The 12164-nt window shown below is 62.0% G+C and carries 11 protein-coding genes; 6 read left to right on the top strand and 5 right to left on the bottom strand.

Translation table 11 applies throughout. The annotated features are described in order from the left end of the window. The first annotated feature begins 93 nt into the window (after positions 1 to 93). Genes ACZ9HU_RS08145 through ppdK form a run of 3 tightly spaced genes read left to right on the top strand, consistent with a single transcriptional unit; the run spans position 94 to position 5773 of the window. Positions 94 to 1020: a glycine--tRNA ligase subunit alpha gene (locus ACZ9HU_RS08145; RefSeq protein ID WP_476104173.1), complete on the top strand. Its 927-nt coding sequence runs from the start codon at positions 94 to 96 to the stop codon at positions 1018 to 1020. After that, positions 1017 to 3059 (top strand): glycine--tRNA ligase subunit beta, encoded by a 2043-nt coding sequence (gene glyS, locus ACZ9HU_RS08140; protein WP_476104172.1) that lies wholly within the window; start codon positions 1017 to 1019, stop codon positions 3057 to 3059. Before ACZ9HU_RS08145 ends, glyS begins: the two co-directional genes overlap by 4 nt. A gap of 50 nt (positions 3060 to 3109) precedes the next feature. Continuing rightward, positions 3110 to 5773 carry a pyruvate, phosphate dikinase gene (gene ppdK, locus ACZ9HU_RS08135; protein ID WP_476104171.1) on the top strand — a complete coding sequence of 888 codons (2664 nt, stop codon included), beginning with the start codon at positions 3110 to 3112 and terminating at the stop codon, positions 5771 to 5773. Between the two features lie 229 nt (positions 5774 to 6002). On the opposite strand, the gene ACZ9HU_RS08130 is transcribed toward ppdK, so the two are convergent. Further along, entirely contained in the window at positions 6003 to 6770 is a 768-nt protein-coding gene (locus tag ACZ9HU_RS08130; RefSeq protein ID WP_476104170.1) for a methyltransferase domain-containing protein, read from the bottom strand. Between the two features lie 84 nt (positions 6771 to 6854). On the opposite strand from ACZ9HU_RS08130, the gene ACZ9HU_RS08125 reads away from it, so the two are divergent. The 3 genes from ACZ9HU_RS08125 (at position 6855) to hisI (ending at position 8367) form a co-directional block, all read left to right on the top strand. Then, positions 6855 to 7607: a double zinc ribbon domain-containing protein gene (locus ACZ9HU_RS08125; RefSeq protein WP_476104169.1), complete on the top strand. Its 753-nt coding sequence runs from the start codon at positions 6855 to 6857 to the stop codon at positions 7605 to 7607. A 112-nt stretch (positions 7608 to 7719) separates the two neighbouring features. Then, entirely contained in the window at positions 7720 to 7980 is a 261-nt protein-coding gene (locus ACZ9HU_RS08120) for a hypothetical protein (RefSeq protein ID WP_476104168.1), read from the top strand. Between the two features lie 3 nt (positions 7981 to 7983). Beyond that, positions 7984 to 8367 carry a phosphoribosyl-AMP cyclohydrolase gene (gene hisI / locus ACZ9HU_RS08115; protein WP_476104167.1) on the top strand — a complete coding sequence of 128 codons (384 nt, stop codon included), beginning with the start codon at positions 7984 to 7986 and terminating at the stop codon, positions 8365 to 8367. Here hisI and ACZ9HU_RS08110 read toward each other — a convergent pair. The 4 genes from ACZ9HU_RS08110 to tyrS form a co-directional block, all read right to left on the bottom strand. Beyond that, positions 8364 to 9080, bottom strand: coding sequence for a dienelactone hydrolase family protein (locus ACZ9HU_RS08110; protein WP_476104166.1), 717 nt, complete (start codon positions 9078 to 9080; stop codon positions 8364 to 8366). The two genes, hisI and ACZ9HU_RS08110, sit on opposite strands and share 4 nt — an antisense overlap. A gap of 2 nt (positions 9081 to 9082) precedes the next feature. After that, positions 9083 to 10348 carry an MFS transporter gene (locus ACZ9HU_RS08105; RefSeq protein ID WP_476104165.1) on the bottom strand — a complete coding sequence of 422 codons (1266 nt, stop codon included), beginning with the start codon at positions 10346 to 10348 and terminating at the stop codon, positions 9083 to 9085. Between the two features lie 96 nt (positions 10349 to 10444). Next, a complete protein-coding gene (locus tag ACZ9HU_RS08100; protein WP_476104164.1) occupies positions 10445 to 10777 on the bottom strand; it encodes a PilZ domain-containing protein in 333 nt (110 codons plus the stop codon). A gap of 122 nt (positions 10778 to 10899) precedes the next feature. Continuing rightward, positions 10900 to 12129, bottom strand: coding sequence for a tyrosine--tRNA ligase (gene tyrS, locus ACZ9HU_RS08095; protein WP_476104163.1), 1230 nt, complete (start codon positions 12127 to 12129; stop codon positions 10900 to 10902). Positions 12130 to 12164: the final 35 nt, after the last annotated feature.

Raw genomic sequence — 12164 nt, 5'->3', positions numbered from 1 at the left:
AAGTAAATTTGCGCGGAAAACGGCCTTTGCTTGACCCAAACCGGCCCCTGATCCCCATTGACCCATGCAAATCGTTACGCCAAAGGCTGCGCCATGAGTGAAACAGCACGCGAGACAGCACCCGTGGCCAAAAAGCCGCTGAGCTTTCAGGACATGATCCTCACCCTCCATGATTTCTGGAGCAAGCAGGGTTGTGCGATCCTTCAGCCCTATGACATGCGCATGGGCGCGGGTACGTTTCACCCCGCAACGACGCTGCGCGCGCTGGGCCCCGAACCGTGGAAGGCCGCCTATGTGCAGCCCAGCCGCCGTCCGACCGATGGCCGCTATGGCGAAAATCCGAACCGGTTGCAGCACTATTACCAGTATCAGGTGATCCTCAAGCCAAGCCCTGAGAATTTGCAGGAGCTTTATCTGCAATCTTTGGCCGCGATTGGCGTCGATCCGCTGGCCCATGACATCCGCTTTGTCGAGGATGACTGGGAAAGCCCGACGCTGGGCGCATGGGGGCTGGGCTGGGAGGTCTGGTGCGACGGGATGGAGGTGACGCAGTTCACCTATTTCCAGCAGGTCGGCGGGTTTGACTGCAAGCCGGTTGCGGGCGAGCTGACTTATGGGTTGGAGCGCCTTGCCATGTATATTCAGGGCGTGGACTGGGTTTATGACCTGCGCTTTAATGACGCGGGCCTGACCTATGGCGATGTGTTCCTGAAGAATGAGCAGGAAATGTCGAAGTACAATTTCGAGGTGGCCGACACCGAGCAATTGTTCAAAGGCTTTGCCCATGCCGAGGCCGAGGCCAAGCGCTGCATCGAGGCGAAGATCCCGCTGGCGGCGTATGACCAAGCCATCGAGGCGTCGCATCTGTTCAACCTGTTGCAGGCACGCGGCGTGATTTCCGTGCAGGAGCGCGCCAGCTACATCGGCCGCGTGCGCGATCTGGCCAAGGGCGCGTGCGAAGCGTGGATCGAGAAGAACGAGGCCGAATGGGCCGTGAAATTTCCGGGGTGGACGAAATGAGCGATTTCCTTCTTGAACTGCGCAGCGAGGAAATCCCCGCGCGGATGCAGGCGGGCGCTCGCGCTGAACTGGAAAAGCTGTTTCGCGGGGCCATGGCGGCGGCGGGCGTTGCGGTTGGCGAATTGGTCGTGTGGTCGACGCCGCGCCGCCTTGCGCTGATCGCGCGCGGATTGCCGGTGGCGACGCAGGCCGTGCGCGAGGAAGTGAAGGGGCCGAAAGCCTCGGCGCCGGAACAGGCGCTGGCGGGCTTTCTGCGCAAGACCGGATTGACGCGTGAACAGTTGGAGGAGCGCGACGGCGTGCTTTTCGCTGTGACCGAAAAGCCGGGCCGGGCGACCGCCGACGTTCTGGCCGAAGCGATCCCCGCCATTGTGCGCGGGTTCAGCTGGCCCAAATCGCAGCGCTGGGGCGCAGCTTCGCTCTCCACCGAGTCCTTGCGCTGGGTGCGTCCGTTGCAGGGCATTGTCGCGCTGCTCGACGGCGCGGTGGTGGAATGTGAGGTTGGCGGGATCACTTCGGGCCGCGAGACGGTGGGGCATCGTTTCCATTCGTCGGGCGCGGTGACGGTGGCTGATGCTGACAGCTATGCCGATGTGCTGCGCGCCGCGCAGGTTCTGGTCAACCATAACGAGCGTCAGGACATCATCCGCGCCAAGGCGAAGGAGGCGGCTTCGGCGGCTGGCCTGACGCTGGTTGAGGATGAAGGGCTGGTGATCGAGAACGCCGGTCTGACCGAATGGCCGCAGCCTTTGCTGGGCCGGTTTGACGAGGCGTTCCTTGAAGTTCCGCCCGAAGTCATACAGTTGACCGCGCGCGTGAACCAGAAGTATTTCGTCTGCGAAGACGCGGCGGGCAAGCTGGCCAATGCTTTTGTCTGCACCGCCAACATCGACGCCACGGACGGCGGCGCGGGCATCATCGACGGCAACCGCAAGGTGCTGGCCGCGCGCTTGAGCGACGCGCGCTTCTTCTGGCAGCAGGATTTGAAAACCCCGCTGGCCGAGCAGGCCAAGAAGTTGTCGCGCATCACGTTCCATGAGAAGCTGGGCACGGTGGCCGACAAGGTTGAGCGTGTGGCCAAGCTGGCCGAATGGTTGGCGGCAGAAGGCATTGTGCCGGGCGCCGATCCGGCGCTGGCGCGTCAGGCGGCGGAATTGTGCAAGGCCGATCTCGTCACCGAAATGGTGGGCGAGTTCCCCGAATTGCAGGGGCTGATGGGCGGCTATTATGCGCGGGCCGAAGGGCTTGATCCGCAAGTGGCCGATGCGATCCGCGATCACTACAAGCCGGTCGGGCAGGGGGATGATGTCCCCACCGCGCCGGTGACGGTCTGTGTGGCACTGGCGGATAAGCTGGATACGTTGTATTCGTTTTTCTCGGTCGAGTTGTATCCGACAGGTTCTAAAGATCCGTTTGCGCTGCGCAGGGCTATGCTTGGCGTGATCGCCACGGTGCTTAAATCGAAACTTCGTTTTCCATTCACCAAGATCGCTCGGACCATCTATGATTTACCCGATGGTTCGCTGGCTTGGTTCCTCGACTTTTTGGATGAGCGCCTCAAGGTCCAGCAGAAGGAAGCAGGCGTCCGTCACGACCTGATCGACGCGGTGTTTGCGCTGGGCGGCGAGGACGACCTCGTCCGCCTGCTCGCCCGTGTTCATGCGTTGCAGGCTTTTGTGCAGACCGACGACGGCAAAAACCTTCTCGCCGGTTACAAGCGCGCGGCCAATATCCTCAAGGCTGAGGAGAAGAAGGGTTGGGACGTCGATGTCACCAATCCTGCGCCGGAACCCGCCGAAGCCGCGCTGATCGCTGCGCTGGCCGATGCGACGCCCAAGGCCGAAGCGGCGGTGGCGGCCGAGGACTTTACCGGTGCGATGGCGGCTCTGGCCACTCTGCGGTCAGCGGTTGATGATTTCTTTAACGACGTCACCGTAAATGCCGAAGATCCCTCGATCCGGTCCGCGCGCCTAGGTCTTTTGTCGCAATTGCGTGCTGCAACGCACAAAGTGGCTGACTTCTCACGGATCGAAGGCTAGGGGCAGGGAAACTACAAAGGCCGATTCGTTCTGGGAGGCTTGGTCTAATCATGTCTGCATACGTATTCTATTTCGGCGGTGGCGCCAATTCGACCGACCCGCGCAGCCGCGACAAGACAATCGCAGGCGGCAAGGGCGCCAATCTGGCCGAAATGGCGGGCATTGGCCTGCCGGTGCCGCCGGGCTTCACGATCAGCACCGAAGTGTGCGCCCTCTATAACGCCAATGGCAAAAGCTTTGACGCCGATCTGCGCGCCGGCGTTGCCGCAGGCGTGGCGCATGTTGAAGGCTCTACGGGCCGCAAGTTTGGCGATACGGCCAATCCGCTGCTGGTTTCGGTGCGTTCGGGCGCGCGGGTTTCGATGCCGGGCATGATGGACACGGTGCTCAACCTTGGCCTGAATGACGAAACGGTTCTGGGTTTGGCGCAAGGCTCGGGCAACCCGCGTTTCGCATGGGATTCCTATCGCCGTTTCATCCAGATGTATTCCGACGTGGTGCTGGGCATTGACCATCACCTGTTCGAGGATGCCTTGGAAATCGTCAAGGAAGACAATGGTTTCTACGCCGACGTTGAACTGGAAGCCGAGCATTGGCAGGCTCTGGTCGGTGAATACAAGGCCATCGTCGAAAAGGCGCTGGGTCGCCCGTTCCCGCAGGATGTGCATGAACAGCTCTGGGGCGCGATCGGCGCGGTGTTCGACAGCTGGGAAAGCGAACGCGCCAAGGTCTATCGCCGTTTGAACGACATTCCGGGCGATTGGGGCACGGCGGTCAATGTTCAGGCGATGGTGTTCGGCAATATGGGCGACACCAGCGCCACCGGCGTTGCCTTTACCCGCGACCCTTCGACCGGCGAAAAGGCCTATTACGGCGAATGGCTGGTCAATGCGCAGGGTGAAGACGTTGTCGCGGGCATCCGCACGCCGCAATATCTGACCAAATTTTCGCGTGAACGCGCCGGGGCCAAGCCGCTTTCGATGGAAGAGGCTATGCCCGAGGCCTACACCGAACTGGCCGCTGTCTTTGAACTGCTGGAAAAGCACTACAAGGACATGCAGGACATCGAGTTCACGGTGGAACGCAACAAGCTGTGGATGCTGCAAACGCGAAGCGGCAAGCGCACGGCCAAGGCGGCGCTGAAAATGGCGGTCGATATGGTGGGCGAAGGCCTGATCGACGAAGCCACCGCTATCAAGCGCGTCGATCCGATGGCGCTGGATCAACTGCTGCACCCCACGCTCGACCCCAAGGCGGCGCGTGATTATCTGGGCAAGGGGCTTCCCGCCTCGCCGGGCGCGGCATCGGGTGCGATCGTGCTGGACGCCGAAACGGCGCAGGCTCGCGCCGAGCGCGGCGACAGCGTCATCCTCGTGCGCGTTGAAACCAGCCCCGAAGACATCCACGGCATGCATGCGGCCAAGGGCATCCTGACCGCACGCGGCGGCATGACCAGCCACGCGGCCGTTGTGGCGCGCGGCATGGGCCGCCCCTGCGTCTCGGGCGCCAGCGCGGTCAGCATCGACATGAACAGCCGCACCTTGAAGATCGGCACGCGCGATCTGAAGGAAGGCGACATCATCACGCTGGACGGCGCGACGGGCGACATTATGGCGGGCGCTGTGCCCACCATCGAGCCCGAATTGGTGGGCGATTTCGGCACGCTGATGGTCTGGGCCGACAAGCATCGCCGCATGAAGGTGCGCACCAATGCCGAGACGCCCGAGGATTGCCGCACCGCGCGCAGCTTCGGCGCCGAAGGCATCGGCCTGTGCCGCACCGAGCATATGTTCTTTGACGCGGGCCGCATTTCGGCCGTGCGCCAGATGATCCTTGCCGAGGACGAGGACGGTCGCCGGGCCGCTCTGGCCAAGCTGCTGCCTGAACAGCGCGCTGATTTTCAGGCGATCTTCGAGATCATGGCTGGCCTGCCCGTCACGATCCGCCTGCTCGATCCGCCGCTGCATGAATTCCTGCCGCATAGCGATGCGGAATTTGCCGAGCTTTCCGAAGCCATCGGCATTGGCGTGGAAACGTTGAAGCGCCGCGCGGGTGAATTGCATGAATTCAACCCGATGCTGGGCCATCGCGGGTGCCGTCTGGGGATCACCTTCCCGGAAATCTATGAGATGCAGGCGCGCGCGATCTTTGAGGCTGCCGTCGATGTGGCGCTGGCGTCCGGCGAGGCGGTTGTGCCCGAAGTGATGATTCCGCTGGTGGCGACCAAGAAGGAACTCTCGATCCTCAAGGCGCTGGTGGACCGCACCGCTGCGCAGGTCTTTGCCGAAAAGGGCAAGGTGCTCGATTATCTGGTCGGCACGATGATCGAACTGCCGCGCGCGGCACTGATGGCGGGCGAGATTGCCGAAGAAGCCAAGTTCTTCTCCTTCGGCACCAACGACCTGACGCAGACCACGCTGGGCGTGTCGCGCGATGACGCGGCGCGTTTCCTCTCGGCCTATGTCGAGCAGGGCATCTATGCGCGCGATCCTTTCGTCAGCCTCGATGTTGAAGGCGTGGGTCAGTTGGTCGAATTGGCCGCTGAGCGGGGCCGTAAGACCCTGCCGGGCATCAAGCTGGGCATTTGTGGTGAGCATGGCGGCGATCCAGCCTCCATCGCTTTCTGCGAAAAGACCGGGCTGGATTATGTCTCGGCTTCGCCCTTCCGCGTGCCGATTGCCCGGTTGGCGGCTGCGCAGGCGGCTTTGGGGTAAGGCATGCTTTATGCCTCCGGCGGGCCAAGGGACTTGTCCCTTGGCAATCGCGTTCATGGGGGCATGCCTGTTCTGAGGCGTTGAATGAATAAAAGCCTGCGGCGTCAAGGTAAGAGCGCCGCAGGCTTTTTATTTGGTTCGGGTGCGTGCGATATCCGACGCCGAACCCGTGGCCCAACCTCGACAGTCATGGGAGCGCGAGGGACGAGTCCCTCGCATCAATCCCTGCTTACTTCCGCCAACCACTCAACGTCAGAATTTCAAAACTTTCGGTCACGCGGCCATCGACGGCCTGATCGGCAAAGGCCAGCATGGCGCGTGCATAGCCGGCCTCTCCTACCGCCGGCCCGGCCTCGTTCAGCACGCAGCCAAGGGCCTGAGCCCGCACATCGGCGACAAGGCTGGCCAGCGAGCGGAAATTGACCTTGATGCTGCGCCCGTCGCTGACCGGATCGGCATAACCGGCGCGTTGCAGCAATTGCGCCCCGGCGCGAACATCGACCATCGGGTGAACGCGCGCGGCAGGGCGGTCGCCATCGGCGGCCAGCATGATAGCGCGCAGAGCGGGCAGCGATCCGGCGCCCACGAAACTGGCGATCATCAACCCGCCGGGGTTGAGTGCCTGACGCATATGGATCAGCGCGCCGGGCAGGTCGTTAACCGTATCGAGCGTGCCGAGCGAGGCGATAAGATCGAAGCCGCGCAACAAATAGGGCTGCTCTTCGTCAATCGGGATAGCGCCGTGCAATCCGGCAGGGTCCGCCTGCGTAACCTCAACCCCTTGCCCGCGCAGATTCGCGGCAAGCATCCCGGTCCAGTCACCAATGACCAGCGCCGTTTTCAACTCAGCCTTCACAAAGGCGAGCCGCTCTATCACATCTTCCACCATATCTTCAAGCAGATAGCGTGCAGCATTGGGGTGGTTTTGCAAAACCATGGCCCGACGGCGGGCGGCAAGGCGGCGGTGCTGGGCAAAAATGCGGGGAGGTTGACTCATAAGCCTGCCTCCTGCCTTGGGTCGCGGCGTGCTGCAAGGCTCTTCGTGCTTGCCTGCGCCAAACAGCCTATTACACTTTGGTCTATGCGCCGCCTTGCCCCCATCCTTGACCTGTTGTTCCCGCCTCGTTGCCCCATGTGCGGCGAAGGGGTGAGTGAGCAAGGCGGCCTGTGCGGTGCCTGTTGGTCGGGACTGGCCATACCGGGCGATCCGTCCTGCGGCCTGTGCCAACGTCCGCTTTCCAGCGAGGCGGCGTCGCATGACGAGGATGACCTGCGGTGCCACCAATGTGCAGGTGAGGCTCCGCGCCATCACGGGGTTGCGGCGGCGACCTTGTACAATGATACGTCGCGCGATTTGGTCATGGCGCTCAAATATGGACGGCGGGTGGCTTTGGCCGGGATGATGGGGCGTTTGATGGCGTCTCGGCTTAAATATCTGGCCCATATGGGTGTCGGGCCGGGGTGGCTGGTGGTGCCGGTGCCGCTGCACCGTTGGCGTTTGTGGGGCAGGGGCTTTAACCAATCGGCGCTGTTGGCGCAGGAGATCGCCCGAAACACCGGCGCGCGGCCCTTGGTTGATGGGCTGATCCGGCGGCGCAAGACGCCAATGCTGGGCGGGCTTGGTCCGGATGAGCGGGCAAGGGTTCTTGATGGCGCGATCGGCGTGCATCGCGGACGCCGCCATGCGTTAAACGGGGCCAAGATCGTGCTGACCGATGACGTGTTGACCAGTGGCGCGACCACCAATGCCTGTATCGCCGCGTTGGAACAGGCGGGTGCTTCCCGCGTGATCATTGCCTGTTTCGCGCGGGTTCACGGCGAATCGTTACCGTAATCCGGGGCCGTAACGATGGGCAAAAGAAAACGCCCGGAGATTTGGCCTCCGGGCGTTCACGTGACGAAACTCTTGGGCGACGCTTTTCAGCGCGATTGGCAGGCCCCCCCTGTTGGGCCACCACACCCGAACCCTCATTTCTCTACCGCGCAACACCCTTTCGGCGCTGGCTGGCAATTCCCTGAACCGTGGCGCTTTCCGCTGCCTGGTCAAATACGATCTCCCTCAAGACCGTGAAAGTTTTGTTTCACTTTTTCGGACCAAAGATAAAGAGGCGATGCTGCGGAGTGTGGATTTTGCTCCGCAATTGTGGTTATCGCGCAACAGCACCGCGTCCGGCAGAGGGCTGGCACGCCTTGAACCGAAAGTTTGATCGATGTCCTCGGCCAATTCCGCCGCCAATCCCGACCGTGAAACGGGTTCGGTTTTCATGCCGCGCTTTGATGCGCAGGGCCTGATGATCGGCATCGCCGTTGATTCGGAAAGCCGCGAGATCCTGATGGTCGCCTTCATGGATGCCGAGGCGCTGGAAAAGACGCGGGAAACGGGGCTGGCCCATTTCCATTCGCGTTCGCGCGGCAAATTGTGGCTGAAGGGCGAAACTTCGGGTCACTTCCTGCGGGTTCAGGAAATGCGCGTCGATTGCGATCAGGACGCGCTGGTCATGCTGTGCAAGCCCGAAGGTCCGGCGTGCCACACGGGTGCCCCCAGCTGCTTTTATCGCAAGCTTGACGGGGACACCCTGACGCGGATTGATTAAGCGAAGATCTCGTCAAAGAAGCTGAGCATGGCGGCCCAGCTCTGGCGGTCGGCGCTGGTGTTATAGCCAAGGAAGTCTTTGCCGCGTGCGTCGCTTTCCGGGTCGGTAAAGCCGTGACGCACGTTGGCATAGGCGTGGAAGTGCCAATTGGCGCCCGCCGTGTCCAATTCCTGCCAAAGGCCGATGACCGCATCGCGCGGGGCCAGCGGGTCGGCGTCACCATGCAGCACCAGAATGCGGGCCTTGACCGCGCCGGGCTGGGCGGGCTTTTCGGTGGAGAATACACCGTGGAAGCTGACGGCGGCGGCAATGTCGGCCCCGTCGCGCGCCAATTCGAGCGCGGCCTGTCCGCCCATGCAATAGCCGATCACAGCGATCTTCAATCCATCAACACCGGGCACCGCGCGCAAGGCCGTCAGAGCGGCGCGTAGGCGGGCGCGATATTGCTCCCAATCGCCGCGCAGTTCTGCGGCCATCGGGAAAGACGCTTCAAAATTGGCCACCGGGGCGCCGTAAAAGTCGCCGATGAGCGCGATGTAGCCCTGTTCGGCCAGAGCGGTGGCGCGCGCTTCGATGGCGGGGCCGACATTGGCAATCGTCGGCCAGATCAGCACAGCGCCACGCGGCGTACCGGCCGGACGGGCCAGCCATCCGGTCAGTACGACATCGCCATCCTGATAGGAAACGCTTTCGAGTTTCGGGGTTTGGGGCATGATCAATCGTCCTGTTTGGGGGTAAAGCGATTTGCCTTGCGGATTTGCGGGAACAGCACGGCCCAGAGCAGCGTCACCACCACCGCGCCAATCCCGCCGAACAGCACAGCCCCCTGTGCGCCGAACAGCAACGAGGCCAGACCCGATTCCATTTCGCCCAATTCATTGGACGCGCCGATGGCCAGACCCGAAATAGCCGACACGCGTCCGCGCATTTCATTGGGCGTGTGCAACTGGACCAGCGTACCGCGCACGAACATGCTGACCATATCCGCCCCGCCCAGCAACGCCAGCATGGCCAGCGACAGCATGTAATTGGTTGAAACCGCAAAGACCGCCGTTGCCGCGCCAAACAAGGCCACAGAGCCCAGCATGGTCACGCCCACGCGCCGTTCCAGCGGTTTGATCGACAACAGGATACCCAGAACCGCCGCGCCCGCCGCCGGGGCTGCGCGCATCTGGCCCAGACCTTCGGGGCCGACATGCAGGATGTCGCGCGCATAGACCGGCAACAACGCCGTCGCCCCGCCCAGCAAAACCGCAAACAGATCGAGCGTAATGCAGCCCAGCAGAAACGGATTGCCGCGCACGAAAGTCAGCCCTTCCATGGCCATGCGCAGGGGGTGAACATCCCGATTGGCCGCATGGGCGGGCAAGGGGCGGATCGTCAGTAGCGCCAGCGCCGAAACGCTAAGCAGGACCGAGGCGATCCAGTAAAACAGCGAAGGGTGCCAGGCGAACAGCATGCCCGCCACCGCAGGCCCCGCAATCGTGCCCGATTGCATCGCCATGGAATTCATCGCGATGGCGCGGGGCAAGAGGTTTGGCGGCACGATCATCGGCGCAATTGCGCCCACCGATGGCCCTATGAAAACGCGCGCCGTGCCATTGGCCGCGCCCAATATCAGCACCAGCGGCAGCGACAGCCACCCCTGCCACGTGGCAACAGCCATGATCAGTGCCATGGTCATATCGACGCAAATCGCCATGGCGCCGACTTTTCGCCGGTCAAAACGGTCGGCGACAACGCCGGAAATCGGCGTCAGCAAAAACATCGGTACGAATTGCACAAAGCCCAGCACGCCCAGCATAAAGGAGGCCTGCGTAATGCTCATCCCATAGGATTGGCGCGCCAGATCATAGAGTTGATAGCCAATAATGACCACCATGCCCGATCCGGACAGCCATGAGAGAAAGCGCGCGCTCCAAAATCGGCGATAGTCGGCGATTTGCAACGGGTTGGTGGGTTGGGGGGCTTGCTCGTTCACGCCCGCCGATTTGGCAGGTGCAGAGGCGATTGCCAAGACATCAACGCTTGGGGAACGAAAAATCTCGCTTTCGTTCCCCCTTGTGCAGGGCGTATCTTATTTGCGCAGGCGCGGATTGGGTTGCAGCGCCGCGATCATATTAGTGAAATCATCCTGACGAATGATGCGTTCGAATTGGAAACCGGCGCGATCCTCCGTTGCCCAGATCAAATGCGCCTCGATCCGGCCGACGACGGGCAAACGGATGGTTACTCTTTCGCCACGTCCCAGCTCGACCTTGTTGCCGACCATGAAGCCGTGGATCGAGATATTGGCGATATCGAGCATGATGTCGCCCAACCGCCTGTGTTCTGCTGCTACCCGGAAATTGACCGGATGGCGCGCCGCGCGGCGCAGCTCGGTAACCGATAGCTGTGCGCCTGATGCCATTGTGTCAGTCTCCTGCCTTGAGGGGGTAAGGGCAGGTTATAAGCCGCAAATGGCGAAAAAATGGTAAATATGGCAATTTGGTGCCGGTTGGGGCGGCAAGGCCTTGCCGCCCCTCGAAGATGTCATTGGGCCTTGAGAATGCCGTGCTTTTTCTTGCCGGATGACAGGCGGATTTCGCCGCTATCAAGGCTAATGGCATGATTTTCATCGCTAATGGCCGCGCCGTCCAGCTTGGCGCCGCCGCCCGCGATCAGGCGCTTGGCCTCGCCTCGGCTTGCCGCAAAACCAATTCCGACCAACGCATCGATGATCGTGCAGCCACCGGCGGGCACATGCCAAACCGGAAGGTCCGCGCCCAGACCGCCCCCGGCAAAGGTTGCGCTGGCGGTGGCTTCGGCGGCCTTGGCTGCTTCCTCACCGCGGACCAGCTTGGTCACTTCATTGGCCAGAACGACCTTGGCGGCGTTGATCTCGCTGCCCTGCAGGGCCTCGAGCCGGACAATCTCGTCCAGCGGAACATCGGTAAAGATGCGAAGGAAACGGCCCACATCGCGGTCATCGGTGTTGCGCCAGAACTGCCAGAAGTCATAATGCGGCAGCAGCTCTTCATTCAGCCATACGGCGCCATTGACGCTCTTGCCCATCTTGGCCCCGTCGGCCGTGGTCAGCAGCGGCGTGGTCAGGCCGAAAAGTTCGATCCCGTTCATCCGGCGCGTCAATTCGATGCCGTTGACGATATTGCCCCATTGGTCCGACCCGCCCAACTGCAACCGGCAGCCATGGCGCAGCGCCAGTTCGCGGAAGTCATAGGCCTGAAGGATCATGTAGTTGAATTCAAGGAAGGTCAGCGGCTGTTCGCGATCGAGCCGCAGTTTCACCGAATCAAAGGTCAGCATGCGATTGACCGTGAAATGCGGGCCGACATTGCGCAGCAGGTCGATATAGCCCAACTGATCCAGCCAGTCGGCATTGTTGACCATTTGCGCGCCGGTGGCGCTGTCGTCAAAGCGCAGCAGGCGGTGGAATACCTTGGCGATGCCTGCGATGTTCGAGGCGATGGTTTCCTCGGTCAGCAGCTTGCGCGATTCGTCCTTGCCGCTGGGGTCGCCCACCTTGGTCGTGCCGCCGCCCATCAGCGCGATGGGCTTATGCCCGGCCTGTTGCAGGCGGCGCAGCAGCATGACAGAGGCCAGATTGCCGACATGCAGCGAGGAGGCCGTCGCGTCATAGCCATTATACGCCACTACCACGTCTTTTTGGGCAAGGGCATCGAGCCCTTGGGCATCGGTCAATTGGTGGATATGGCCGCGTTCGGACAGCAGGCGCAGCAGGTCGGACTTGTATTCGGTCATGATTGCCTCTTGATTGAACGCGCCGCCTAGCATGG

It is taken from the genome of Novosphingobium sp. Sphag1I (assembly GCF_056279125.1).
Note: the sequence above shows the minus strand (reverse complement) of the source record. Positions and strands in the feature narration are given on the sequence as shown.